Source organism: Streptomyces sp. NPDC093064 (genome assembly GCF_044754605.1).
GTDB lineage: Bacteria > Actinomycetota > Actinomycetes > Streptomycetales > Streptomycetaceae > Streptomyces.
In genome coordinates, this window is record NZ_JBIVPK010000001.1 from 244,377 (window position 1) to 268,068 (window position 23,692).

The 23,692-nt window shown below is 69.6% G+C and carries 24 protein-coding genes and 1 pseudogene; 12 read left to right on the forward strand and 13 right to left on the reverse strand.

Annotated elements, in window-relative coordinates; genetic code table 11:
* Nucleotides 1-57 precede the first annotated feature (57 nt).
* Entirely contained in the window at nucleotides 58-570 is a 513-nt protein-coding gene (locus ACIQFZ_RS01090; RefSeq protein WP_383057212.1) for a hypothetical protein, read from the forward strand.
* Between the two features lie 167 nt (nucleotides 571-737).
* Nucleotides 738-2,798: a restriction endonuclease gene (locus ACIQFZ_RS01095; protein ID WP_365773969.1), complete on the forward strand. Its 2,061-nt coding sequence runs from the start codon at nucleotides 738-740 to the stop codon at nucleotides 2,796-2,798.
* Nucleotides 2,799-2,930: 132 nt separating this feature from the next.
* Here ACIQFZ_RS01095 and ACIQFZ_RS01100 read toward each other — a convergent pair whose 3' ends face one another.
* Entirely contained in the window at nucleotides 2,931-4,151 is a 1,221-nt protein-coding gene (locus ACIQFZ_RS01100; RefSeq protein ID WP_402690329.1) for an FG-GAP-like repeat-containing protein, read from the reverse strand.
* A 261-nt stretch (nucleotides 4,152-4,412) separates the two neighbouring features.
* Entirely contained in the window at nucleotides 4,413-5,366 is a 954-nt protein-coding gene (locus ACIQFZ_RS01105; protein ID WP_402690330.1) for an NADP-dependent oxidoreductase, read from the reverse strand.
* 437 nt (nucleotides 5,367-5,803) lie between these two features.
* On the opposite strand from ACIQFZ_RS01105, the gene ACIQFZ_RS01110 reads away from it, so the two are divergent.
* Nucleotides 5,804-6,916: a zinc-binding alcohol dehydrogenase family protein gene (locus tag ACIQFZ_RS01110; RefSeq protein WP_402690331.1), complete on the forward strand. Its 1,113-nt coding sequence runs from the start codon at nucleotides 5,804-5,806 to the stop codon at nucleotides 6,914-6,916.
* Between the two features lie 271 nt (nucleotides 6,917-7,187).
* On the opposite strand, the gene ACIQFZ_RS01115 is transcribed toward ACIQFZ_RS01110, so the two are convergent.
* The 3 genes from ACIQFZ_RS01115 to ACIQFZ_RS01125 all read right to left on the reverse strand — a co-directional run bounded on the left by ACIQFZ_RS01115 (nucleotide 7,188) and on the right by ACIQFZ_RS01125 (nucleotide 9,367).
* Nucleotides 7,188-7,523: a hypothetical protein gene (locus tag ACIQFZ_RS01115; RefSeq protein ID WP_365427673.1), complete on the reverse strand. Its 336-nt coding sequence runs from the start codon at nucleotides 7,521-7,523 to the stop codon at nucleotides 7,188-7,190.
* 257 nt (nucleotides 7,524-7,780) lie between these two features.
* Entirely contained in the window at nucleotides 7,781-8,674 is an 894-nt protein-coding gene (locus ACIQFZ_RS01120) for a hypothetical protein (protein ID WP_402690332.1), read from the reverse strand.
* A gap of 243 nt (nucleotides 8,675-8,917) precedes the next feature.
* Entirely contained in the window at nucleotides 8,918-9,367 is a 450-nt protein-coding gene (locus tag ACIQFZ_RS01125) for a DUF4291 family protein (RefSeq protein WP_383057220.1), read from the reverse strand.
* Nucleotides 9,368-9,681: 314 nt separating this feature from the next.
* Here ACIQFZ_RS01125 and ACIQFZ_RS01130 point away from each other — a divergent pair, with 314 nt between their 5' ends.
* Complete coding sequence (locus ACIQFZ_RS01130; RefSeq protein ID WP_383057221.1) at nucleotides 9,682-10,272, forward strand: hypothetical protein; 591 nt, start codon at nucleotides 9,682-9,684, stop codon at nucleotides 10,270-10,272.
* A gap of 97 nt (nucleotides 10,273-10,369) precedes the next feature.
* Nucleotides 10,370-10,556: pseudogene (locus tag ACIQFZ_RS01135) on the forward strand (DUF4291 family protein); the annotation flags it as partial.
* Nucleotides 10,557-10,930: 374 nt separating this feature from the next.
* Here ACIQFZ_RS01135 and ACIQFZ_RS01140 read toward each other — a convergent pair.
* Nucleotides 10,931-11,383 carry an SRPBCC domain-containing protein gene (locus ACIQFZ_RS01140; RefSeq protein WP_402690333.1) on the reverse strand — a complete coding sequence of 151 codons (453 nt, stop codon included), beginning with the start codon at nucleotides 11,381-11,383 and terminating at the stop codon, nucleotides 10,931-10,933.
* Nucleotides 11,384-11,784: 401 nt separating this feature from the next.
* Between ACIQFZ_RS01140 and msrA (ACIQFZ_RS01145) the strand changes: the two genes are divergently transcribed.
* Nucleotides 11,785-12,297, forward strand: coding sequence for a peptide-methionine (S)-S-oxide reductase MsrA (gene msrA, locus ACIQFZ_RS01145; protein WP_033323708.1), 513 nt, complete (start codon nucleotides 11,785-11,787; stop codon nucleotides 12,295-12,297).
* 539 nt (nucleotides 12,298-12,836) lie between these two features.
* Here msrA (ACIQFZ_RS01145) and msrA (ACIQFZ_RS01150) read toward each other — a convergent pair.
* Nucleotides 12,837-13,502, reverse strand: coding sequence for a peptide-methionine (S)-S-oxide reductase MsrA (gene msrA, locus ACIQFZ_RS01150; RefSeq protein WP_402690334.1), 666 nt, complete (start codon nucleotides 13,500-13,502; stop codon nucleotides 12,837-12,839).
* A 201-nt stretch (nucleotides 13,503-13,703) separates the two neighbouring features.
* Nucleotides 13,704-14,822, reverse strand: coding sequence for a hypothetical protein (locus tag ACIQFZ_RS01155; protein WP_402690335.1), 1,119 nt, complete (start codon nucleotides 14,820-14,822; stop codon nucleotides 13,704-13,706).
* A gap of 130 nt (nucleotides 14,823-14,952) precedes the next feature.
* Between ACIQFZ_RS01155 and ACIQFZ_RS01160 the strand changes: the two genes are divergently transcribed.
* Nucleotides 14,953-16,107: a cystathionine gamma-synthase gene (locus tag ACIQFZ_RS01160; RefSeq protein WP_402690336.1), complete on the forward strand. Its 1,155-nt coding sequence runs from the start codon at nucleotides 14,953-14,955 to the stop codon at nucleotides 16,105-16,107.
* 3 nt (nucleotides 16,108-16,110) lie between these two features.
* Here the strand turns inward: ACIQFZ_RS01160 and ACIQFZ_RS01165 are convergent, their stop codons facing one another.
* The 3 genes from ACIQFZ_RS01165 to ACIQFZ_RS01175 all read right to left on the reverse strand — a co-directional run bounded on the left by ACIQFZ_RS01165 (nucleotide 16,111) and on the right by ACIQFZ_RS01175 (nucleotide 17,692).
* Entirely contained in the window at nucleotides 16,111-16,359 is a 249-nt protein-coding gene (locus ACIQFZ_RS01165; protein WP_383061671.1) for a hypothetical protein, read from the reverse strand.
* A gap of 177 nt (nucleotides 16,360-16,536) precedes the next feature.
* Nucleotides 16,537-17,040, reverse strand: a complete 504-nt coding sequence (locus ACIQFZ_RS01170; protein ID WP_402690337.1) for a sigma factor-like helix-turn-helix DNA-binding protein — start codon at nucleotides 17,038-17,040, stop codon at nucleotides 16,537-16,539.
* Nucleotides 17,041-17,194: 154 nt separating this feature from the next.
* Nucleotides 17,195-17,692, reverse strand: a complete 498-nt coding sequence (locus ACIQFZ_RS01175; protein ID WP_361413086.1) for a MarR family transcriptional regulator — start codon at nucleotides 17,690-17,692, stop codon at nucleotides 17,195-17,197.
* Between the two features lie 161 nt (nucleotides 17,693-17,853).
* Here ACIQFZ_RS01175 and ilvA point away from each other — a divergent pair, with 161 nt between their 5' ends.
* From ilvA to ACIQFZ_RS01190, 3 genes are all read left to right on the forward strand, one after another.
* A complete protein-coding gene (gene ilvA, locus ACIQFZ_RS01180; protein WP_365427698.1) occupies nucleotides 17,854-19,083 on the forward strand; it encodes a threonine ammonia-lyase in 1,230 nt (409 codons plus the stop codon).
* A 222-nt stretch (nucleotides 19,084-19,305) separates the two neighbouring features.
* Nucleotides 19,306-20,325: an ATP-binding cassette domain-containing protein gene (locus ACIQFZ_RS01185; RefSeq protein ID WP_376651227.1), complete on the forward strand. Its 1,020-nt coding sequence runs from the start codon at nucleotides 19,306-19,308 to the stop codon at nucleotides 20,323-20,325.
* The gene (locus ACIQFZ_RS01190) at nucleotides 20,322-21,176 is read left to right on the forward strand and encodes an ABC transporter permease (protein ID WP_365425638.1); all 855 of its coding nucleotides are present in this window, start codon (nucleotides 20,322-20,324) and stop codon (nucleotides 21,174-21,176) included. Before ACIQFZ_RS01185 ends, ACIQFZ_RS01190 begins: the two co-directional genes overlap by 4 nt.
* Nucleotides 21,177-21,282: 106 nt before the next feature.
* Here ACIQFZ_RS01190 and greA read toward each other — a convergent pair whose 3' ends face one another.
* Nucleotides 21,283-21,780 (reverse strand): transcription elongation factor GreA, encoded by a 498-nt coding sequence (greA, locus tag ACIQFZ_RS01195; protein ID WP_365425636.1) that lies wholly within the window; start codon nucleotides 21,778-21,780, stop codon nucleotides 21,283-21,285.
* A gap of 176 nt (nucleotides 21,781-21,956) precedes the next feature.
* Nucleotides 21,957-22,355, reverse strand: a complete 399-nt coding sequence (locus ACIQFZ_RS01200; protein WP_365425635.1) for a DUF4307 domain-containing protein — start codon at nucleotides 22,353-22,355, stop codon at nucleotides 21,957-21,959.
* 203 nt (nucleotides 22,356-22,558) lie between these two features.
* On the opposite strand from ACIQFZ_RS01200, the gene mca reads away from it, so the two are divergent.
* Nucleotides 22,559-23,437, forward strand: a complete 879-nt coding sequence (gene mca, locus ACIQFZ_RS01205) for a mycothiol conjugate amidase Mca (RefSeq protein WP_365425633.1) — start codon at nucleotides 22,559-22,561, stop codon at nucleotides 23,435-23,437.
* Between the two features lie 6 nt (nucleotides 23,438-23,443).
* Nucleotides 23,444-23,689, forward strand: coding sequence for a hypothetical protein (locus ACIQFZ_RS01210; RefSeq protein WP_376651228.1), 246 nt, complete (start codon nucleotides 23,444-23,446; stop codon nucleotides 23,687-23,689).
* Nucleotides 23,690-23,692: the final 3 nt, after the last annotated feature.

Below are 23,692 nucleotides of genomic sequence, written 5' to 3' on the forward strand. Positions count from 1 at the left end.
AACGGGAACGGGTTCATCACGCCCTCGCCGGGCCTGGGTTGACTTAGGGTCGTGACCATGACAGCCGAAGTGAGCGCGATGATCACCGCCGTCGTCGGCGTCCTCGGCACGCTCTTCGCGCCCGTGCTCAGCCAGCGGCTGACCGCACGCGGGCGGGCGGAGGAGGCCGAGGCGGCGGAACGCAGACGGCGGTTCGAGGAACGCCGCGACGCGTACACGGCGATGAACCGGGCCTCGCGCCAGTTCCACACGCTTCTCAAGGACGCCCTGCACCGTATCCGCGACGGCGTGTACTCGGAGCAGGACCGCGGCAGGCTGGAGGAGGTGCGGCGCGACCACCGCGACCGCTATGCCGAGGCCCAGATGGTGGTGCCCGAACGGATCCTGAGCGCCTCGCGGACGGTGAACGAGGTCCTGGCGGGCGTCGACGCCGCGGCCAAGCGCCTCGACCGGGGCCTGGCCGGGGAGGGCGAGAGCGCGGAGCAGGCCCTGCTCGATCTGAAGGAGGCCGAACCGCGCCTGTCGACGATGCGCAGGATGATGCGGGAGGACCTGGGCGTGCGGGACTGAGGCGTGCGGAGTCGGGTGGTCCCTGTGCGGGACCTCTGAAAAGGGGCGACGGCTGAGCGGGTTGCTCTTTCCGGGCGGATGTGCGAGACGGCCATCGCTGGATAGAGTCGTTCCGTTACAACTGGTTGTGGGGACAACCAGAGTGCCTTGGGGAGGGCCCGCAACACATGAGTCGTCGTTCTAATGGCTTGGTCGGTGTCTGGGCTGAGATGCAGAGGCAGCAGCAGCGCCAGCTGGAGGCCGAAGCCCGACGGCGGCGACAAGAAGCGCAGCAGGCACGTGCCCATCAGCGGCGAGCCGCACAGAGCCACCGCGACTACAGGCAGGCAGAGGCCCGACGCCGTACCGAGGAACTCGACGCACAGGTTGCATCCCTGCAGGGTCTTCTCGCCTCGGGTTGTCAGGCTCCCGTATTCAGGGCTTCCTCTCTCACGCGCCGTGAAGAGATCCAGCCCTTCGCTCCAGGCCCACTGGCGCAGCCCGTGCCCATGCCGAATTTCGATCACTACCAGGCGCAGGGCGGGTGGACCGCCAGTCGCCGAGCACAGGCGCAGGCCGAAGCGCGGGCGCGCTTCGAGCGGGACTGGCACGCGGCGCAGGCGGCGGAGGCGCAGCGGCAGCAGCAGTTGGCGTCGTACCAGCGGGAGTACCAGCAGTGGGCCGACGCCCAGTCGGCCGATGTGCGGCGGCACAACGCCGGCATCGCCGAGCTGACCGAGGGAGTGAGGCGCCGCGATCCCGACGCCGTGGTCGAGTACTTCTCCGCCGCTCTCTACGCGTCGACCGCGTGGCCGGAGGGCTTCCCACGCCAGGTGGCGGCGGCGTACGACGCGGCAGCCGGACAGTTGGTGCTGGACTGGGAGCTGCCCGCCTACGGCGTCGTCCCCGAGGTCAAGTCCGTCCGGTACGTGTCCGCGACGGACCAGGACAAGGAGACCGCCCGGCCGGTGACTCAGCGCAGGGCCCTTTACCGGGAGGTTCTGGCGCAGTGCGCGCTGCTCGTCCTGCACGAACTCTTCGCCGCGGATGAGCTGGGCGCGCTCGAGTCGGTGACCTTGAACGGCTTCGTGGACGGGCACGACCCCACGACGGGCCGGCCGGGCCACATCTACCTGGCGACCGTCATGGCCCCGCGCTCGACGTTCCGCGATCTGCACCTGGCGCAGGTGGACGCCTGCAGCTGCCTGGCCGATGCGCTGCGCGGGCAACTCTCGGCCCGCCCCGACCAACTCACTCCGGTACGGCCGAGCCGCCGGCCGCAGGAGGTGGGGAACCGTGTCGTCACGCACGGCAGCGATGAGGAACCCGACCTGTACGAGATGGATCCGATCGCTTTCGAGGATCTCGTTGCCGATCTCTTCCGGGCCATGGGAATGCAGGCAGTCACCACCCAACGCTCGAACGACGGCGGAGTGGACGTCGACGCGCTGGATCCGGCACCGATCCGCGGCGGCAAGATCGTCGTCCAGGTCAAGCGCTACCGCAACACGGTGCCGCCCACCGCCGTGCGCGACTTGTACGGAACGGTGCAGGACGTCGGCGCGAACAAGGGCGTGCTCGTGACGACGTCGAGGTTCGGCCCCGGCTCACACACCTTCGCCAACGGCAAGCCGCTGGAACTGATCCCGGGAACCGAACTCGTCGACCTGCTGCACCGCCATGGGCTGCGTGGACGCCTGGGCGATGGCGCCCGTCAATCCGCGGCTCAGCCGACGCCGACGGTCGCGGACACTCGGCTGCCCGACGACCACAACGTCCTGGGCATGTCGTGGACCGGAAGTGTCGCCCTGGACGTGTGCGCTCTCGTCTGCCGTGGCAACCGTGTCCTCAGCGACGATCACTTCGTCTTCTTCAACAACCCGCGGACACCGGACGGCTCCGTGCGCGCGCTTCCCGCCAACGCACCCGACAAGGCCGCGATCTGCGTCTCCTTCGACGCGCTGCCGGCCGAGGCCGACCGATTCGTACTCGTGGCCGCCATCGACCCGGAGGTCAACCCGGACGCCGACCTCGCGGGCTTCACGGACGCGTCCATCCGCCTGCTCGACCCGAGGCTGGCCGAACTGGGACGTCTGGACGTCTCCGACGGCCGCCCCCACGAAACAGCCCTGGTACTCGGCTCCTTCCGCCGCAGGCCCAACGGGGACTGGGACTTCGTCCTGGGCGGCAGGGGCTACACGGGCGGCCTGGAAGAGCTCGTCCAGGACTTCGGCATCGAGGTGGAGTAGAACCAGTGGTCGGGGCAGTTCGAAGATCTGCCCCGACCCCTTGAAGCCGAGCGCGCGCAGACCAGGGGTGGTCTGCGCGCGCATCACGGAGGCGTGCGCCTCCTGTGCCGTGCTGGCCGAAGCCGGCCCGGCCTAGCAGAAGCCGTTGAGGCCCCACCAGTCGCCGTCGGTTCGCGTGCCGGCCGTCAGGGTGCCGGTGTCCCGTCCCCGGTAGGTGACCAGCCAGCCCAGGTGGCCGGAGTAGCCGTCGATCACGTACTTCGTGTTGGTCACCGCGGCGAGGTCGGGACGCCCGTCGCCGGAGAAGTCGCCGACCGAGATCAGGTTTGCCATGGCCTTCCACCCGCTGGAGCCGACGAGCTTGCGCGTGCCGAGCTTGCCCTTGGAGGTGCCGGGGTAGAGCCACAGCTTGCCGGTGGACGCCTCGCGTGCGTAGAGATCGGGACGGCCGTCACCGGTCACATCGCCCATGGCGACGAGCGCGTTCATCTTGTTCCAGCCGCTGGAGCCGATGAGCTTGCGCGTGCCGAGCTTGCCCTTGGAGGTGCCGGGGTAGAGCCACAGCTTGCCCGTGGCCTTCTCGACCGCGATCAGGTCGGAGCGTCCGTCACCGGTCAGGTCGCCGAAGGCGGTGATGTGGTTCATGGACTTCCAGCCGGAGCTGATGAGCTTGCGGGTGCCGAGGGAGCCGGTACCGGTGCCGGGGTAGAGCCACAGCTTGCCGGTGGACGCCTCGCGGGCGATGAGGTCCTCACGGCCGTCACCGTTGAAGTCGCCGTGGCGGGTGAGGGCGTTCATCTTGTTCCAGCCACTCGAGCCGATGAGCCGGCCGGTGCCGTTGCCCGGAGTGAACCAGAGCCGTCCGGCCTTGTCGCGGATGACCATGTCGGCCCTGCGGTCGCCGTTCATGTCCCCGAAGCCCAGGGCCTTCGGGGAGGTCTCGGAATACCAGCGCGGGTAAGCGGGCTGGCTGCACTCGCGCTCGGTGCGGACGAACTTGATCGAGCTGGTGGTCGCGTCCGGGCCCCAGCTCCACTCGTCGACCTTGTTCGGCTTCTGCGCCCAGTAGCCGCCCCACGGCACGTAGTTCTTGTCCTCGTAGAGGCAGGCGATCTTCTTCGTACGGTTGGTGTACGAGTGGATCTTGTTGTCCCAGCTGCCCAGGTCCGCGACGTTTTTGTTCGTCTTCCACATCGAGCCGCTGGGGCTCTTGCCCTTCCACCCGCAGAAATAGCCCGCCGGGCAGCTGTTCGAACTCGCGGCCGCCGGAGCGGCGTTCGCGGCGGCCAGGCCGGTGCCGGCGAGCACGAGGCCGACGAGTGTCGCCACGCCTCGGTTGAAACGGTTCTGCATGTGCTGTCTTCCCCTCCCTTTGACGCGCGCCGGTGCCTCGTCCCGTCAACACCTCGGGGTTTCCAGATGGTTGCAGCGCGTTCCTGGCGGCTGTCCGACGCAAGCCCGGCGATCGTAAAGCACCTTGAGCTCCCCTTGCAGCACAGTTCCCGCGCACCTGGCGAAGTCGACAGGGCGCGGTGATCCGTGGAGTTCGCCGGCCGATCGTTCTCCCAAGGTGACGGCGAGCGGCGAAGGCCCCACTTCGTGGACCGCGGCTGACTATCCGTCCGCGACATGAATGACGACCTTGCCACGCAGGTGCTCCCTGTCGAGCGCCTCGTACGCGCCGCGGGTTTGTGCGAGGGGAACGACCCGGTCGATCTGCGGGCTCAGCCGTCCGCTCGTGATCAACTCGCTGATGGAGTCGAGCCCGTCACGGTCCGGTTCGACGATGAAGAACACTCCGCGCGCAGCAGGGTCTTGGGCCGCCCCGGGGTCGGGCGGTGCGACGATGCCGAGCAGGACGCCGCCCGGGCGCAGAACGTTCCAGGACCGGGTCTGGGTGTCGCCGCCCACCGTGTCGAATACGACGTCCACATCGGCCACGTGGTCGTCGAACCGGCCGTCTGCGTAGTCGATGACGTTCCGGGCACCGAGGCCCGCGACGAATTCTGTGTCGCGGGCCGAGGCGGTCGCGGTGACCCGTGCGCCCAGCGCGGCGGCGATCTGTACGGCGAACGAGCCGACGCCTCCGGCGCCGCCGTGGACGAGGACATGCTGGCCGGACTCCAGGTGGGCTTGGCCGACGAGTCCCTGCCATGCCGTGAGCGCCGGCAGCGGGACGGCCGCCGCACTGCGGTGGTCCAGTCCGGCCGGCTTGGCGGCGAGGACCCCGGCCGGTACGGCGACGTACTCGGCGGCGCCTCCGTCACGCAGGAACGGGATGAGCCCGTACACCTCGGCACCCAGGGCCGGGGCTGTGACACCGGCCCCGTGCTCGACCACGACACCGGACACCTCGTGCGCGGGAATGACGGGCGTCCGCTCCCGCCCGGATCCGTCGAAGCTGTCGGTCCAGGTGGCGTCCCAGGCAAGCTCTCCTGCGGTGATGGAGGCGGCCCGTACCGCGACGACGACGTCGCCGGGTCCGGGCCGGGGACGCGGCGCGGTCTCGTAGACCAGTTGTTCGGGGCCGCCGCGCCGGTGAGCGCGTACTGCGCGCATCGTGGCCATGAGGCCGTCACCTCCTGATGATGGGCGGTGTCGTGCCGAAGGCCACGCCGTCACGACCAGCCTCACAGGTACGACCGCAGCCAGGCATCGCCCATTCAAGGGATCTCTGCCGCCGCGCCGCGCCGATCGGGCAGGATACGCCGGTGTCTGCGAGCCTGCGCTGTCACGTGCCCCGTAAGGGGTTGATCAACGGATTGCCCAGGTTTCTGTGGGAGTCACGCGCTGCACCGAGATATCCAGCGTCTTTACACGTGGGCGCGCACGAACGGGCGATGAGCGATGGCCGCTGAGCGTGCCGACGGCCCTCCCAGGTGCTTAGCATGGTGCTGTTGGGGTGCCCGTTTCGTCATGGTTTCCGTAGGGGGTTCCTTGCGCGAAATCGCGCTCGTCCTGCCGGCGCCGTCGCGGCCGTGCATGTCATCGGATGGAAGCGAAACATGCAGCAGACTCAGACGATTCCGAAGACGCGTCTCGGCGTCGGTTACACAAGAAACCGAGCTGGGCTGCCGCTCGAGGCGGTGCGTGTTCCCGTCCCGCAACCGGCCGCCGACCAGGTTCTGATCCGCGTCGCCGCCTCGTCGCTCAACCCACTGGAGTACAAGCTGGCCGACCTCAATTTCATGGGACGGACGCCTCCCGTAGCCCTTGGTCTTGATCTCGCGGGCCTGGTGGTTGCCGTGGGCCATGGTGTGAGTGGCGTAGCCGTCGGCGACGCGGTTGCCGCCATGGCCGATTTGAACGGTGACGGCGGCTGGGACGCAACGGGCGGGAGTGGAAGCGAAGGCGGCTATGCCGTCACCCGTCAATTTCTCACTGCCCGCAAGCCGCCGTCCCTGAGCTTCCGCGATGCGGCGGTGCTTCCGATGGCCTTCCTGTCCGCTTTCGCGGGTCTTTACCGGACTGTCCAGGACGGTGACACGGTCTATGTCCCTGGAGGCGGGGGCGGCGTCGGGCATCTCGCCGTGCAGATGGCGGCGCGTGCCCTGGGTGCCGGACTGGTCATCAGCAGCGGCAGCACGCCGCAATCGATCGCTCTGGCCCGGCGTTGCGGGGCCCAACACGTTTTCGACTACAAGCGCGACGACGTTCCGGCCGAAATCGCGAAGCTGACGAACAGCCGGGGCGTTGACCTTGTTTTCGATGCCACCTACAGCGAGCGGGGCTTTGTCGAGACCGCGAAGACCGTCCGGCGGGGCGGCAGTTGGATCGTGCTCGGTGTCGGCCCCGGTAAGACGACACGCTTGGTCGAAACGGACAGCCCGGTGGATGCCATCCTCGCCGAGCGCGGCGCCGAGCGTGTCGACGTCAATTTGCTGCGCTACTTCTCCGAACCCGCCACGCTCGACAGCGAGGCGCAGGCCTTTTTGCAGCGTGGGATGGCTCTGGCGATGGAGTGGGCGACGCAGGGGCTTGTGGTCCCGCACGTCGGCCAGACCATCGACAGCACCGTTGAGGCGATCAATGCGGGACTGCAGTTGCTCAAGGCGGGCCGTGGCACCGTGGGCAAGGTGGCGGTGATCGTGGATGGCGACTTGGCCGCGGAGAAATGACGGGCGGTCGACGCCGGCGCGAGACGGTAGGGGCGTTCCTGGGGCAGCAGTCGGGTGGCGGAGTCCAGGTCCCCACTGGTGACGAGGGTTTGGATCTTGTGGGCGAGTGGGGTTACGTCGCTTCAACTGACGCTGCCGCGAGCGCACAGCCGCCGAGCATCAAGCAGCGATGCGCACCCTTCAGCAAGCACGTCACGCTCAGCCCCAGCCGAGTCGGCGACACCCGTAACAATTAACAATGACGGCCCGGGGGACTGGCGACCCCGCGATGTCACTCGGGGGCGAAGGAGAAGCTCCGCCACGGGCTGGTGACCCTGGCAACCTGGTTGGACTGTCCGATGTCCAGATAGTTGCTCCGCCCACCCGGCGGCACGGTGCAGTCCGGTGTGGTGTACAGAGCCAGGTTGCTTTGTGTCTGATTCTCGACGTGTGTCACGCCCTCGGGGAAACGGTGACATCCGTGGATCGGCGGGTTGGAGACGGTCTCCACGAGCCTGACACCGTTCCGCGCCACGATCTGACCGGACGCCTGGTCCTGGCACGCGGTGAGCGCAATGCCGACCAGCGCGATGCCGATGAACGCGGCCAGCGACCGTGAAGAAGGCATCGAGCCTCCTGAAGTACGGGGAGCTGCAGGAAACGTCGTCCTTCCTTCACTATCCGCCAGACCTGACGGACTCGCATGGTGAGGACAACCGTCGCGGTCCGTGGGCCGAACCGAGCGCTCGGTGACGGCGACCGCCGGCATCTCCCAGGCCACCGGCTACCGCTACCTGTACGAACGCAGGCATTGACGTCCTCCCCGATCAGGCCCCAGACCTTCTCGGGGTCCTGGACCGCTGCCGACGCGAGACGGTGAGCCCCCTATGGCCGTCCGTACGGCACCGGCCGACCGGTGAACGCGTCCAGGAGCACACGGTCGCCGAGCGGCCGGTCCAGCTTGACCGGCACCACCTCGCTGAGCCCCTGGTCGGTGCAGGGACCCTCCTTCCTCCCGACGACGGACGCGGACAGCACCACACTCCCGTCCGTCTCCAGCACAGCCACGGCAGGACCGTCGTCACAGGCCCCGTGGTCGGCGATCACCGTGACGGACCGGCCGTCCCTCGCGGTCCCGACCAGCTGCCGAAGCGGCTGCAACGTGTCGCTGGGCCCCTCCGCCATCGGCTCGACCGGCGGCGTGGGGGGCTTCAAGGGACGGACGGCGGCCTGCTTGAGCGGAGTGCCGTAGCCGTCCAGGGTGAAAAGCCAGGCCGGGACGGTCGCCGGGCCGCGGCTGGTGGACAGGGTCATCTCACCCAGCTTTGCCCCGGTCACGGTCAAGTGCGGTCCGTCGTTGCCGCCGCGGGCCACGGCCTCGTACGCCTGCCGCGCCTCCATCAGCGGCAGTGTGAGCGAGCCCCCACTCTCCCACTTCACCCGGCCGTTCTTCCGTGGCGCGGCGGGGAGTTGGCCGCGCAGGGCGAAGCTCTGGTTCCCGTAGGCCTGCTTGTCGGCTGCGTCGTGGAAGGCGTCCTCGGGCAGCTGGACCACCTCTCCGACCGGGTAGTAGCCCTTCCGCCAAGCCCGGGCGGCCTCGGAACCGTCCCAGGCGTCGGCGACCTGACGAGCGCGGGCCTCGGCCATCGGGCTGTGGCCGGTGGTGCGGGCATGAGCGCCACGACCGCTGCCCTGTTCGCTGCCGCAGCCGGTGACGGCCCCGCCCGCTGCGGCGAACAGTGCGAGGGCGACGAGTAGTTGGGCGGTGCGTGCGGACATGGGTTCCCCCTGGGTCCGGCGGTGAAGAGCACAGGCTTCGCGGTGTGGGGCCGCGGCGTACTGCTCCTATGACGTACCAGGCCCGGTTTTCGTTGTACACGAAGGCGGCGCCGCACCGTCGACGGCACAGCAGCCGCAGTGGACCGGCGGCGGCCATCTCGTTCATGTGGTCGGTCTCTTGGACGAGGCGGACGCCGGCGGACTTGCAGATCTCGACGGCCGCCTGCAGCTCGTCGGCGCTGATCACGAAGCCGGTCGGGTCGTTGGGGTGGGTAGAAACTCCGGCCTTCGGTGATCATCGACCTCAGTTCGGTGAAGCCGGGGCGCCACTGCTGCTCCGGGCGGGCCTGGAACAGGTCGACCTGCGCACCGCGCGAACGCGGCACCAGATATCCGGTACGGCAGGGGTTGCAGGCGTAGGTCCCGCTCCGGGTCCCACTGCACACGGGTGGGCGCGCGCTTCAACTCGCGTTGCCAGGTGGCGCGGTCGGCGTGGACCCCGCGGGCGTAGCTCGACAGACAGGCGTGGCGCAGCGCCCACTCGAAGCCGTCGCGGGTGATCTCGACAGCGAGAACGGTCTCCTGCCCCGCCTTGGCGCCCCAGCCGCAGCGGTACATCATCCACAGGAACGACGGCTTGATCCACGTCAAGCCGTGTTCACAGACCATTTCACCTGTCTTCGTTGCCTCCATCCACGGCTCCTCCAAGCCGGAGCGATGCCGATCGGGCAAGAGACGCCGGTCCCGCCGATGGGTTCGTGGTGCGTTGCAGGAAGTCAATGAGCCGCAAGACTGCCTGAGCCCGGCATGGTCGGGCCCCATACCGTGGCCTATGGTGCCCACCGGGAACTGGCCGCGTGGTTTCGTACGCGTTCAGCAACAGCGTTTGTTCTGCCTGTACTGGCAGTTGGTGACCGACAGGCTCATGGATCTTCATGAGACATGACGGCACTGGTGGCGACTGTCAGGGCCGTGGAAGCGAGGGGGCACCGGTGAGTGAGCGGCACGTGCTGAAGATGCTGCGGCAGATGGCGAGCGGGCAGCCCGTTGAGGTCGCCCCGGGCATGGCGTCAACGAAGGAGTTCGCTCGACTCGCCTCTATCGCCCAGCAGTTCGGGTACGAGTACGCAGGCCTTCGGCAGAGATGGGGTTACGTGATGTTGTTCGTGCCCGACCTCAGCCCGCAGGCCCGCGCGCGAGCCGCACAGAACTGGGCGCAGTACCCGAATGCGAGTGACGGGGGCGCGCTGCCGCCCCTCGTGCCCGGGGCGATCGAGCTCCTCAAGGCCCGCATCACGTTCGACATGACCGCCCTGTACGGCAATCAGGTGATAAGGAGCATCGGGCTTTGCGTCATTCTTCTCGGCTTCGGGCTCCAAAGGGGCACCACTTCCGTTCTCCTCGCCGGCGCCTTCTGCGCCGTGCTGATAGTCGTACCTTTCGGACTCGCCATCAATCGACGTCGCAAAGCCAAGTGCACCGCCCTCCTGCAGGCCGCCGGGTTCATACCGGTGACCGACCAGAACGGACGGCTGCGGTATGTGCCGCCGAGCGGGCAGTTTCCTGGCCAAGGCAATCCGTTCACCGGAAGGCCGTAGTGCCCACGGCGCTGGGCCGGGGACACGGTCCGCCTCGGTTGCTGACCGGCCAATAAAGGCGCGTGCCTGCCCAGGCCAGGGCCGTTAGGGTGCGGCAATCTCGGGCGAGGCATCGTCGCGCTACGCGGACGAGTGGACCGTGTCCATCAGCGACGTGAACTCCAGTCGCCCGAGAAATCCGCACACTCGTCAATCGCGGCGATCTGGACTCCGCGACACGACTGCTTCCCCAGGAACAGCGATACCCCGCCGGTGACGAACTGCTCGCCCACCTGCGGCCCTGACCAGCAATCCGAACAGGGAGGCCGGCAACGCTCAGGGATCACATGGCAGCGTGGGCTCGCCGGGACGGAGGTCAAGCCAGATGCCCCCCACCGCAGGGCCGCTGTCCGTCCCACCCGAGAGGCGAGCAACACGCTGGCAGCGGTTCACGGTCATGCCAGCAGCATGGATGAGGTCTATGAAAGCGGCTTGATGATCTACGTCAAGCCGTGTTCGCGACCCTTTGCCCGCTCGGCTTGGCGGCCCCACCACAGCAGCGCTACCCGTTGGGGTGACGGACCAGATCGAACTGCTCAGTCGGTCGGCCGGCGGACAAAACCGGGCGTGTTCCGGCCTGCCGCGTGATCCAGGGCCCACGGTGATTCATGAGCGGGGTTCAGTCCCCCGCTCCACCGGCCAGGAAGGCGCTCAGACCGTCGAGGAGCATGGTGCTGCCCTGCTCGGCCATGTCGCGTTCCTCGGCGGTGTCGCAGGTCTGGCGGAGCACGATCTGCGTGTGACGGTCGTCCTGCTCGTCGAGTTCCACGGTCATGGCCGCAGGCGCGGGCTTGCCGGGTACGTCCATGCCTACCACCAGGAGGCGGTTCTCGACGACCTCGAGATAGGAGCCGGTCAGTGGGAACTGTCCGCCGTCGGGCGTGACCACCATGGCCTTCCACGCTCCACCCGGCCGTACGTCCATCTCGACGGAGCCGGCAGCGGCGTAAGCCCACTGGGCATACTGCTCGGGGGTGGTCCACGCCTGCCACACCTTCACTGCGGGGGCGCCCAGCGTTCGAGTCAGCTTGTAGGAGAAACCGTCGGCCGGGATGGTCTGCTCGGTGCTCATCTTTTCGTCTCCTGGTCTCATGTTGCTCGGGACTGTTGCACCTGTAGACGCCCGCAGGCGCGGAGACTCATCGGTCTGCTGGAACTTCTTGCACGGCCATACCAGTGCGGCACGAACTCGGCGAAGGAGCGGCGAGGCGCATGCCAGTTCTCTGCGCCGAGAGTTCTCCACCCACCCGGAACCGTTCGAGGATCTCGGGCTTGATCCATGTCATGCGGTCCCGCTTCCAAGCTGCGGGGAAACGGCCGGCTCCTCGTGGTCGTCGGCGACCGCAAGGCGGGTCGGACGGGCACGGAATCGCTTCGAAGCCTCGCGCGTTGAGGACACTGGGTATGGGATGCCGGTGGCGTGCGAGCCGAGTAGCCCGATCGACCGAGCTGACAGACATTGGAGGGGCCGTAATGGCTGCGCAGACGCAGAGGGCAGTGCTGGCAGGCGGATGCTTCTGGGGGATGGAGGAGCTGATCCGCCGGCTCCCGGGCGTGACGGCGACCCGGGTCGGATACACGGGGGGTGACGTGCCGAACGCGACGTACCGTAACCACGGCACGCACGCGGAGGCCATTGAGATCCTTTTCGACCCCGCGAAGACCGACTTCCGAGCGATCCTGGAGTTCTTCTTCCAGATCCACGACCCGAGCACCAAGAACCGTCAGGGCAACGACATCGGCCTCAGTTACCGCTCGGCGATCTACTACGTGGACGACGAGCAGAAGAGGATCGCCGAGGACACGATCGCGGACGTGGACGCCTCCGGACTGTGGCCCGGCAAGGTCGTCACCGAGGTGGAGCCGGTCGGCCCCTTCTGGGAGGCCGAGCCCGAGCACCAGGACTACCTGCAGCGTTACCCGGACGGCTACACCTGTCACTTCCCGCGCCCGGGATGGCGGCTGCCCGCCCGCGCGGAGGGCTGACCGCGAGGCGGCTTGACGGAAGGCGGAGACCGACCGGCCGAGGCTCCGCAGCCGGGCCGTGCCTGCGGGGCCGGCGCCGCCCCGCTGTGGACGATGGGTGCCGGCGGCGGGACACAGCCGGGGAAGGACAGAACGGGTCCGGCGGTCCCGATCCGACTTTGCTGACCGAACCGAGTCGTTGACGTTGCGGGGGTCGGTCTCTTGGGAGGGGCTCAGCGCTCGACGAAGCGTGGTTCCGGCCAGTTATTGATCGGTTCGCTGGAGGCCGAGTAGATCTCCAGGAGCGAGAGGTACCCGTTGTGAACACCATGACTCCGGCATCGTCCGGTTCGAGGTACCAGGCGTCCGCCGCCGGGTTGCCATGCTGCGGAGCCGGCGGCACCTGTGCGCGGTCCACCGCGAGGTCGACCGTCACGCAGCCACACCCACACCTGCCGGCCACCCGCGTGTACGGGATCTGAGCGCACAGCGCCCTGCTCACCGGATGGGAACCGGCCAACAGTGACCGCAACGTCGCCGCGACCTCGTGCGAGAAGACCTCAGCCATCCGCCTTGGCCACGCCGATCGGGCAGGACACCCCGGTGCCCCCCAGCCCGCAGTAGCCCGCCGGGTTCTTGTCCAGGTACTGCTGGTGGTACGCCTCCGCCGGGTAGAACTCGCGGCCCTCGGCTGGGAGCAGTTCCGTGGTGATGCGGCCGTGGCCGGAGGCCGTGAGGACCTTCTGGTAGGCCTCGCGGGAGGCTTCGGCGGCGGCCGCCTGGGCGGGGGTGTGGGTGTAGATCGCGGAGCGGTACTGGGTGCCCACGTCGTTGCCCTGGCGGAAGCCCTGCGTGGGGTCGTGGGACTCCCAGAAGACCTGAAGGAGGCGCTCGTACGAGGTCTTCTTCGGGGCGTAGACCACGCGGACCGCCTCCGTGTGGCCGGTCAGGCCCGAGCAGACCTCCTCGTAGGCGGGGTTCTCCGTGGAGCCGCCCTGGTAGCCCACCAGGGTCGTCCACACGCCCGTCGGGAGCTGCCAGAACTTGCGCTCGGCTCCCCAGAAGCAGCCCAGGCCGAAGTCGGCGATCTCCAGGCCCTCGGGGTAGGGGCCGAGGAGCGGATTGCCGAGGACGGTGTGGCGGTCGGGGACCTCGAACGCAGGCGTGGGCCGGCCCTTGAGCGCCTGCTCGGGGGTGGGCAGCTGCGGCGTTCGGCCGAAGAGCACGGGTCTCCCCGTCGGTCTGGGGCGGGCCCGTCCGTCACAACGGGCCCGTCGGTTTCGCCGCTCCCGCGTCCGCGGTCGACGGCATAGAGGACAACGATCCTGCCGCCGCCGTCATTCCGGCGGGCACACCGGTTTGCGCCGCCGCAAGCTCAGGCGGTCGACCCGGTGGCCGAGCCTGTCCGGACGCGCAGCCGGGACCGCTCAGTGGCGCAGCGTCGCCGGGCTGCCGCCGTTGGCCTCGTAGCCCGCCACGGCCAGGGCCCGGTAGACGGCGAACTCCGCCGCCGGGTCCTCGGACAGGGTCCACGGCACCGCGCCCACATGGCCGTCGACGTGTATCAGCTGGCTCATCGCCTCCGCCCAGCGCTCGGAGCGGACCAGGAAGAAGAGCAGCAGATGGCGGACGTGGGCGAGCATCGGGTCGTCGGGGCGGGCCGCGTGCACCGCGAAGAGCGCGCCGTGGATCGCCTTGGTCACGACCTCGCTCTGGTAGAAGCCCCTGACCAGGTTGACCTCGGGGAGGTGCTCGAAGACCGCGAACAGCGGCATGGCCGCCAGTAGCGAGCCCCGGGGCGCACGGGCCGCGGCGGCCTCCGCGAAGGAGTACGCCAGCTCACGCGAGCCGTGCCACTTCTCGCACCAGTAGTGCAGGGCCGTCAGATGCGCCCCCGTGTGGGCCGGCGCCCGGTCGAGGATCTTCAGCCACAGCTTCTCGAACTCCGGCTGCGAGTACGCCAGGCCCCGCGCCACGGACAGCTCGACGATGTACGGGACGGGGTCGCCCGGGGCCAGCAGCGCCGCCTGCCCGCACGCCTCCCGGGCCTCCTCCATGATGATCCGGAACTCGTCCGTGCCCGGCGTCGCCGTACGCCACGCCTGCTGCACCAGGAACTCGGCGTGCACCGCCGCGCCGCCCGGGTCCTTGGGCGCCTCGGCCCGCCACACCCGCAGCCACTGCCCGCCGGGCGCCTCGCTGACCCCGCCCGGCCGCTGCTGGAGCTCCAGCGAGGCCGCCCCGGCGAAGGCCTGGATCCGCTGCCAGCGCAGCTCGCCCTCCTTCTCCGTGCCCGCGAGGAGCTGGGAGGCGGCGCGGTAGTCCTGCGTGCGCTGCACCAGCTCCAGGACGTCCAGCAGGTCCTGGTCCGGTCCGGGCATGCGGACGTCGAGCTCCTCCTGCCGGACGAAGCCGTAGTTCGCCGGGTCCGCGGCGTCCGGATGCCCGGGCGTCACCTGCTCGATGCCGGCACGCCTGCGCCTGAGAAACGGGACCAGCACGAAGCCCAGCATGGCCAGCGCCATCAGGACCCAGAAAATCTCCATGCGACAAGCGAACCAGACGGCGCCGACACTTGGCCAACCTGTACCGCGAGCCTGTGGATAACCCTGCCTCCCGTGCGGCCCGGGGCCCGCCGTCCGCCACCATCCCCACAAGCGCACTACCCTCGGGCCCATGAGCGACAGGCACATCAGTGAGCACTTCGAGACGCTCGCGATTCACGCGGGCAACACCGCCGACCCCCGGACCGGAGCGGTCGTCCCGCCGATCTATCAGGTCTCGACCTACAAGCAGGACGGCGTGGGCGGTCTGCGCGACGGCTACGAGTACAGCCGCAGCGCCAACCCGACCAGGACCGCCCTGGAGGAGAACCTCGCCGCCCTGGAGGGCGGCCGCAGCGGACTCGCGTTCGCGTCCGGACTGGCGGCCGAGGACTGCCTGCTGCGCACGCTGCTCAGCCCCGGCGACCACGTCGTCATCCCCAACGACGCCTACGGCGGCACCTTCCGCCTGTTCGCCAAGGTCGTCTCCCGGTGGGGCGTGGAGTGGTCGGTCGCGGACACCTCCGACCCGGCCGCGGTATGGGCTGCCATCACCCCGAAGACCAAGGCCGTGTGGGTGGAGACCCCCTCCAACCCGCTGCTCGGCATCACCGACATCGCCGCCGTCGCTCAGGTCGCACGGGACGCGGGCGCCAAGCTCGTCGTCGACAACACCTTCGCCACGCCGTACCTCCAGCAGCCGCTGGCGCTCGGCGCGGACGTGGTCGTGCACTCGCTGACCAAGTACATGGGCGGTCACTCGGACGTCGTCGGCGGCGCGCTGATCGTCGGCGACGCCGGGCTGGGCGAGGAACTGGCGTTCCACCAGAACGCGATGGGCGCCGTCGCCGGCCCCTTCGACTCCTGGCTGGTGCTGCGCGGCACCAAGACGCTCGCGGTGCGCATGGACCGGCACAGCGAGAACGCGACGAAGGTCGCCGACATGCTGTCCCGGCACGCGCGCGTGACGCAGGTCCTCTACCCGGGCCTGCCGGAGCACCCCGGTCACGAGGTGGCCGCCAAGCAGATGAAGGCGTTCGGCGGCATGGTCTCCTTCCGGGTCGAGGGAGGCGAGGAGGCGGCCGTCGAGGTCTGCAACCGCGCCAAGGTGTTCACGCTCGGCGAGTCCCTGGGCGGCGTCGAGTCGCTGATCGAGCACCCCGGGCGCATGACGCACGCGTCCGTGGTGGGCTCCGCCCTCGAGGTCCCCGGGGACCTGGTGCGCCTGTCCGTGGGCATCGAGAACGTCGACGACCTGCTTGAGGACCTGAGGCAGGCCCTCGGCTAGGGGTCACCAGCCGGTCACGGGTGGAGTCGTCTGCGACGGCGGCTCCACCCACGGGCGAGCCGTCAGCGCCCACACCGTGAAGGCGACGGCCGCCGCGGCCAGCACCAGCCACATCAACCGGCGGGCGGCCGTGCGGCGGCGCAGCATCCGTCCCCCGCGGCGCACGGCCTCCTCGTACACCTCCGTGGGCACCTGCGGCGGACGCTGTTCCAGGATCCGCCGTACGGCCGCCTCCCGTTCGACCCCGTTCACGGCCGCCTCCACTCGTCCGGTCTTTCCTGCATGCTGCACAGGGCGCACAGGGCGCACAGGGCGCACAGGCCACTCGCGCCGCATGCGCCTCTCCGGCTCTGTCCACATGGGCGCCGCACGCCGCATGGCCACATGGGCCGCGCGTGCCGCACGCACCGCTCACGCCCTTCGTTCCCCTCACGACGCTGCCGCCTCGGCGTCGCCGACCGCCGGTGCCGGGCTCACCGGAGTGCGGGTGAGCGTGGTGATCGCGCGGTCGCAGATGGCGCGGACGCGGTCCGTGGGCAGTCCCAGCAGGGCCGCCGCCTGTTCCTCGGCCACCCCCTCGTACAGCCTGAGGACGATGATCAGGCGCTCCTGGGGAGTGAGCGCGGCCAAGGCCCCGGGTGGCCTCCGGCGGGCGCGGCCCGGACCGCCGCGCTGGTGCCACGCCTCGCGGGCGAAGCGGGCGGCCAGATGCCGGCGGGCGTGGTTGTACGGGTCCTCGCCGCGCAGCCGGTCAAAGCACGCGTAGGTGTGCGCCAGGGCGAGGGTCAGCAGGCGTCGCGCGCGCGGGTTGTCGCCGGGGGCCTCGGCGGTGAGCAGCGTGGCGGCATGCAGCAGCCGCCCGGCCGCGCCCGCGACGAACGCCTCGAACTCCCGGGCCCGGCGAGCCCCTTGGGCCGCCTGCCGTTCTCGCACCGCACCTCCCCCCAAGGGCGACCGTGACCGCGGGACCCGTTCTCGTACGCCTCCTGAACCGCGTACGACGAGGGCCCGGTCTCATATGAGGGGAGGGACCGGCCGTCGGTCAAGAGCCGCGTTCACACCCGTCGGCCCGCGCCCGGTCGCGGCTCTACGACGCCGAGGGCGAGTCCGTCTGCGGTATGCCCTGGCGGGCGGAGAGGGCGTCGTTGAAGCGGGTCAGCAGTGAGCAGAAGGCTTCGCGCTCCGCCGGCTCCCAGTCCTGGGTCAGCTCGGCCATCAGCTGCCGCCTGGACGAGCGGACCTCCTCCAGCCGCGACAGCCCGCGCGGGGAGAGCTGGAGCACCACGGCGCGCCCGTCCTCGGGGTGCGAGGTGCGCTTGACGAGGCCGGTGTCGACGAGCGGCGCCACCTGACGGGTGACGGTGGAGGAGTCGATGCCCATGCTCGCGGCGAGCGCCTTGACGCCCATCGGGCCCTCTTTGTCGAGGCGGTTGAGCAGCAGGTACGCGGCGCGGTCCATGGAGTTGCGCACCTGTCCGACGCCGCCGAGTCGGGTCTGCTCGGCCCGGCGGGCGAAGACCGCCACCTCGTGCTGGAGGGTGTCGAGCAGACCGGTGTCACCGCCGGTCGTCATGTCCGTCGACATGTCGGGTGTTGTGGGCATGGCCGGGGGCTCGCTTCTGGAGAGCTGCTGGGTTGGGGGACAGGTTACGCGGCCGGGGGGCAAGTCGTACCGGCGCTGCGCTATCCGGTCTCGGAGGATGGTCACAACGGCGTCCGCGGCCCGTGAACTGCGAGACTTGAGGCATGAGCTACAGCACGGCCGGCTCCCCCTGGCCCGTCACCCTGGACGATGTGCGCGGCGCGCAGAAGATGCTCTCCGGGGTGGCGCGGGTGACCGCGATGGAGGGCAGCAGGTACCTGTCCGACCTGGTGGGCGCGCCGGTGCACCTGAAGTGCGAGAACCTCCAGCGGACGGGTTCGTTCAAGCTGCGCGGCGCCTACGTCCGGATCGCGGGGCTGCTGCCCGAGGAGCGTGCCGCCGGGGTGGTGGCCGCGAGCGCCGGCAACCACGCGCAGGGCGTCGCGCTGGCGTCTTCGCTGCTCGGGGTGCACTCCACGGTGTTCATGCCGAAGGGCGCCCCGCTGCCGAAGATCAGCGCCACGCAGGACTACGGCGCCGAGGTGCGCCTGTACGGCCAGGTGGTCGACGAGACGCTGGCCGCCGCCCAGGAGTACGCGGCTCGGACGGGCGCGGTGTTCATCCACCCGTTCGACCACCCCGACATCATCGCGGGCCAGGGCACGGTGGGCCTGGAGATCCTGGAGCAGTGCCCGCAGGTGCGCACGATCGTCGTCGGCATCGGCGGCGGCGGGCTCGCGGCCGGCATCGCGGTGGCGGTGAAGTCGCTGCGGCCGGACGTGCGGATCATCGGGGTGCAGGCGGCGGGCTCGGCGGCGTACCCGCCCTCGCTGGCGGCTGGCCGCCCGGTGACGGTCGGCACTCCGGCGACGATGGCCGACGGCATCAGAGTCGGCCGGCCGGGCGATGTGCCGTTCGGAATCCTGCGCGAACTGCTGGACGAGGTGCGCACGGTCACCGAGGACGAGTTGTCCGCCGCGCTGCTGCTGTGCCTGGAGCGGGCCAAGCTGGTGGTCGAGCCGGCCGGGGTGAGCCCGGTCGCCGCGCTGCTGGGCTCTTCGGGCCCCGTGGCCGGTCCGGTGGTGGCGGTGCTGTCCGGCGGGAACGTCGATCCGGTGCTGCTCCAGCGGGTGCTGCGGTACGGCATGGCCGCGCAGGGCCGCTATCTGGCGGTCAGCCTGCGGCTGACCGACCGGCCGGGCGCGCTCGCCACGCTGCTGGGGGTGCTGTCGGCGGTCGACGCCAACGTCCTCGACGTCAGCCACGTCCGGACCGACCCCCGGCTCGGGCTCGCGGAGGCGGAGGTGGAGCTGCACCTGGAGACGAAGGGTCCGGCGCACTGCGCCGAGGTCGGCCAGGCCCTGCGCGAGGCCGGCTACACGGTCATCGACTGATCCCGCCCTCCGCCGGGCGGGCGGATGGCGGGCGGAACGCGGAGGTCATCAGCTCTTCATCACTCGCTCGAGCAAATCCGTTGAGTGGACGCGATACATCGCGTTATGGTGTGTCGTGTTCGCGAGGCGGCCTGCCTGGACGTGGCGCGGCGAAAATTCCCAGCGAAACAACACCTGCCTCTCTAGGCTTTTCCGACCATCCCCGACGACGCGGAGACTCACATGCCAGGCGCCATCTATGCCGAAGGTCTGGTGAAGACCTTCGGCGACGTAAGGGCTCTGGACGGCGTCGACCTCGACGTCCCCGAGGGCACGGTGCTGGGACTGCTCGGGCCCAACGGCGCGGGCAAGACCACCACCGTCCGCTGTCTGACCACGCTGCTGCGACCCGACAGCGGCAAGGCCGTCGTCGCGGGTCTCGACGTTCTCAAGCAGCCCAACGAGGTGCGGCGTTCGATCGGCCTGTCCGGCCAGTTCGCCGCGGTCGACGAGTATCTGACCGGCCGCGAGAACCTCGAGATGGTCGGCCGGCTGTACCAGATGAGGGCCGCGGCGGCGAAGACCAGGGCGGGGGAGCTGCTGGAGCAGTTCAACCTCGCCGACGCCGCGGACCGGCCCGCGAAGACCTACTCCGGAGGCATGCGCCGCCGGCTCGACCTGGCGGCGGCGCTCGTCGTCTCCCCGCCGGTGATGTTCATGGACGAGCCGACGACCGGTCTCGACCCGCGCAACCGCCAGCAGTTGTGGGAGGTCATCAAGCAGCTGGTCTCCGGCGGCACCACCCTGCTGCTCACCACGCAGTACCTGGAAGAGGCCGACCACCTGGCGCACGAGATCGCGGTGGTCGACCACGGCCGGGTCATCGCCCGCGGCACCTCCGACCAGCTCAAGGCCCGCACCGGCGGCGAGCGCGTCGAGGTCGTGGTCCACCAGCGCGAGCACATCCCCACCGCCGCCGAGGTGCTGCGCGGCTTCGGCAAGGGCGACACCACCGTCGAGGATCACACCCGCAAGATCACCACGCCCGTCACCGGCGGCGCGAAGCTCCTGGCCGAGATCATCCGGGAGCTGGACACCCGCGGCATCGAGATCGACGACATCGGTCTGCGCCGCCCGACCCTCGACGACGTGTTCCTGTCCCTCACCGGCCATGTGGCCGAGGCCGAGGCCGAGAACGGCACGAGCGGCGCCCAGGGTGCCGACGCCAGAGATCGCCGGCGCAAGAAGGAGACTGTCAAGTGAGTGCCGCCACCGACAGTGCGCGGATCGCGCCGACCAGCAACGTCCTGACCCAGTCCGTCCGTGACTCGATGGTCGTCGCCAAGCGCAATCTGATCCGTATGACCCGGATCCCCGAGATGCTTATTTTCGGGCTGATCCAGCCGATTATGTTCGTGGTGCTGTTCAGCTATGTGTTCGGCGGCTCGATCAGCGTCCCGGGTGCGGGCCTCAGCCCCTCCGGATACCGCGAGTTCCTGATGGCGGGCATCTTCGCGCAGACCGTCACGTTCGCCACCGCCGGAGCCGGCGCGGGGATCGCCGACGACATGCACAAGGGCCTCATCGACAGGTTCCGCTCGCTGCCCATGGCCCGCGGCGCGGTCCTCACCGGCCGCACCCTCGCCGACCTGGTGCAGACGGCACTGACCTTGGTGGTCCTCGCGGTCGTCGCCGTCCTCGTCGGCTGGCGCACGCACGAGAACTTCGGCAAGGTACTGGTCGGATTCGGCCTGCTGCTCCTGCTCGGCTACGCGTTCTCGTGGATCGGCGCGCTGATCGGCCTGTCCGTACGCACGCCCGAGGCGGCCACCTCCGGCGGCCTGATCTGGCTGTTCCCGCTGACATTCATCTCGAATGCGTTCGTGCCGTCGGAGAACATGCCTTCGTTCCTGCAGACGATCGCGAACTGGAACCCGTTCAGCGCCACCGTGCAGGCATGCCGCCAGCTCTTCGGCAACTTCCCGGCGGGATATCCGGTGCCGGACGCCTGGCCCATGCAGCACCCGGTGTGGGCATCGTTGCTGTGGTCCGTGCTGATTGTCGTGGTGTTCCGCACTCTGGCGGTGCGCAAGTACCGCTCGGCCACGGCCTGAGCGCGGGCGACGGCGAGCCGGCCCTCCGATAGTCCGGACATGACGAAGCCCCCGGTGCTCACGCGGAGCGCCGGGGGCTTCGCCGGAAGGCGGTGCGGTGCGGGACTCAGCCGCTGTACGGCTCGGCCTTGAGGATCTTCACCGAGGCGATCTTGCCGTTCGGCAGCTCGTACTCCGCGTCCTCGCCGACCTTGTGGCCCATCACGCCGGAGCCCAGCGGGGACTGCGGCGAGTAGGTCTCGATCTCGGCGCTCGCATACTCCCGCGAGGCCAGCAGGAAGCTCAGGGTGTCGTCCTCGTCGCCGTCGAAGGCGATCGTGACGACCATGCCCGGCGCGACCGCACCGTCCGCGGCCGGCGGCTCGCCGACCTGGGCGCTCTCCAGGAGCTGGGTCAGCTGGCGCACGCGGAGCTCCTGCTTGCCCTGCTCCTCCTTGGCCGCGTGGTACCCGCCGTTCTCGCGCAGGTCGCCCTCCTCGCGCGCGGCCGCGATCTTGGCGGCGATCTCCGTGCGCGCAGGACCAGTAAGGTGCGCAAGCTCGTCCTTGAGCTTGTTGTACGCCTCCTGGGTCAGCCAGGTGACGTTCTCGCTGGTCTGGGTCACAGGTGCTCCTCGTCGGTACTGGGAATACAAAGCATCGCCCTACCCAGAAGAATGTTCCCTCATGGGTGGGCGAAACCACGAGCCTAACAATTCAGGGCTCAAAGGGGGAGGACATAAGCCGTCAGACCTACGTCAACGCAGGTCAGCGACCGCGTATTCCGGTCGGCGCCGACGCGTCACCCGCTGCTGCAGCCCAGCAGCTCGGCCGTCGTGCCCCGGGCCGTCGTCCGCAGGGTGAGCACCTTGTCGACCTGCGAGGCGTGCTCGTCGAAGCGGAAGTCCGCCCGCCCGACCTCGGAGCCGTCGGCCGCCTGCGAGCGCAGAGTGCAGTAGCCGCGGGCGCCGGCGTCCTTGTGGACCTCCAGATGGACCCGCACCGAGTCGTCCGACGTCTGGAAGGCGATGACCTGCGCACTGATCTCGTTCTGGCCGACGTAGTGGTAGGCGAAGTAACCGATCAGGGCGAGCAGGGCCGCGCCCAGGACGGCACCGGCGATTTTGAGCTTGTGGTCGGCGCGCCCGTCCGGGGAGCGGCCGTAGCGGCCCTCGGGCAGCCGGGTGCTCGCCGTGCTCATGATCGTCCTCTCGGCCGGTGCGGGACGGGCGTCCCGCGGGGGGCTTCCGGAGCCGGACCCCGGAATTATTCGCCCCCCGATTCGGTCACTATAGAAGCCCCCGCCCGACCGACCGACCGCCACCCCGGACCGATCTCCCCGCGGGACGGCACCCCGTTGACTGCCCGCCGAGCCGGGCACCGACTTGACCTGAGGACTGAGCCTTGACTGACCAGCTGCGACTGATGGCCGTGCACGCGCACCCCGACGACGAGTCGAGCAAGGGCGCGGCCACCATGGCCAAGTACGTTTCCGAGGGGGTGGACGTGCTGGTGGTGACCTGCACGGGCGGAGAGCGCGGCTCCATCCTCAACCCCAAGCTCCAGGGCGACAAGTACATCGAGGAGAACATCCACGAGGTGCGCCGCAAGGAGATGGAGGAGGCCCGCGAGATCCTCGGGGTGAGCCAGGACTGGCTCGGCTTCGTCGACTCCGGCCTGCCCGAGGGCGACCCGCTGCCCCCGCTGCCCGAGGGCTGCTTCGCCCTGGAGGACCTCGACAAGGCGGCCGGCGAGCTGGTCCGCCGGATCCGCTCCTTCCGCCCCCAGGTGATCACCACCTACGACGAGAACGGCGGCTACCCGCACCCCGACCACATCATGACCCACAAGATCTCGATGGTGGCCTTCGAGGGCGCCGCGGACGCCGAGAAGTACCCGGAGGCGGAGTACGGCCCGGCCTACCAGCCGCTGAAGCTGTACTACAACCAGGGCTTCAACCGCCTGCGTACCGAGGCGCTGCACCAGGCCCTGCTCGACCGCGGCCTGGAGTCCCCCTACGGCGAGTGGCTCAAGCGCTGGGAGGACTCGGGCCACAAGGAGCGCACGCTCACCACGCACGTCCCCTGCGCCGACTTCTTCGAGATCCGCGACAAGGCGCTGATCGCCCACGCCACGCAGATCGACCCCGACGGCGGCTGGTTCCGGGTGCCGATGGAGATCCAGAAGGAGGTCTGGCCGACGGAGGAGTACGAGCTCGCGAAGTCGCTCGTCGACACCTCGCTCCCGGAGGACGACCTCTTTGCGGGCGTCCGGCAGCTGTGAGGGACAATGCCTGACATGAGTGCAAGCGTGAGCCTGGCAATGACGCACCTGGTAACCCTCGCCGAGTTCGACAAGAACAAGGTCACCCCCGGCGTCCTCGGCTTCGTCGTCTTCGCGGTGATGGCCCTCGCGGTGTGGGGCCTGATGAAGTCCATGAACCGCCACATGGGCAGGGTCGACTTCAAGGAGGCCCCGGACCCCGCCGCGCGGCCCGGTGCCGCCTCCGGCGACGCCAAGGCCGAGCGGGGCTGACAC

Bases quoted from the DNA above. Each gene is read 5' to 3' on its own strand.
- ACIQFZ_RS01090 (WP_383057212.1), top strand. From the start codon at position 58: ATGACAGCCGAAGTGAGCGCGATGATCACCGCCGTCGTCGGCGTCCTC.
- ACIQFZ_RS01095 (WP_365773969.1), top strand. From the start codon at position 738: ATGAGTCGTCGTTCTAATGGCTTGGTCGGTGTCTGGGCTGAGATGCAG.
- ACIQFZ_RS01100 (WP_402690329.1), bottom strand. From the start codon at position 4,151: ATGCAGAACCGTTTCAACCGAGGCGTGGCGACACTCGTCGGCCTCGTG.
- ACIQFZ_RS01105 (WP_402690330.1), bottom strand. From the start codon at position 5,366: ATGGCCACGATGCGCGCAGTACGCGCTCACCGGCGCGGCGGCCCCGAA.
- ACIQFZ_RS01110 (WP_402690331.1), top strand. From the start codon at position 5,804: ATGCAGCAGACTCAGACGATTCCGAAGACGCGTCTCGGCGTCGGTTAC.
- ACIQFZ_RS01115 (WP_365427673.1), bottom strand. From the start codon at position 7,523: ATGCCTTCTTCACGGTCGCTGGCCGCGTTCATCGGCATCGCGCTGGTC.
- ACIQFZ_RS01120 (WP_402690332.1), bottom strand. From the start codon at position 8,674: ATGTCCGCACGCACCGCCCAACTACTCGTCGCCCTCGCACTGTTCGCC.
- ACIQFZ_RS01125 (WP_383057220.1), bottom strand. From the start codon at position 9,367: ATGGAGGCAACGAAGACAGGTGAAATGGTCTGTGAACACGGCTTGACG.
- ACIQFZ_RS01140 (WP_402690333.1), bottom strand. From the start codon at position 11,383: ATGAGCACCGAGCAGACCATCCCGGCCGACGGTTTCTCCTACAAGCTG.
- msrA (WP_033323708.1), top strand. From the start codon at position 11,785: ATGGCTGCGCAGACGCAGAGGGCAGTGCTGGCAGGCGGATGCTTCTGG.
- ACIQFZ_RS01155 (WP_402690335.1), bottom strand. From the start codon at position 14,822: ATGGAGATTTTCTGGGTCCTGATGGCGCTGGCCATGCTGGGCTTCGTG.
- ACIQFZ_RS01160 (WP_402690336.1), top strand. From the start codon at position 14,953: ATGAGCGACAGGCACATCAGTGAGCACTTCGAGACGCTCGCGATTCAC.
- ACIQFZ_RS01175 (WP_361413086.1), bottom strand. From the start codon at position 17,692: ATGTCGACGGACATGACGACCGGCGGTGACACCGGTCTGCTCGACACC.
- ilvA (WP_365427698.1), top strand. From the start codon at position 17,854: ATGAGCTACAGCACGGCCGGCTCCCCCTGGCCCGTCACCCTGGACGAT.
- ACIQFZ_RS01185 (WP_376651227.1), top strand. From the start codon at position 19,306: ATGCCAGGCGCCATCTATGCCGAAGGTCTGGTGAAGACCTTCGGCGAC.
- ACIQFZ_RS01200 (WP_365425635.1), bottom strand. From the start codon at position 22,355: ATGAGCACGGCGAGCACCCGGCTGCCCGAGGGCCGCTACGGCCGCTCC.
- ACIQFZ_RS01210 (WP_376651228.1), top strand. From the start codon at position 23,444: ATGCCTGACATGAGTGCAAGCGTGAGCCTGGCAATGACGCACCTGGTA.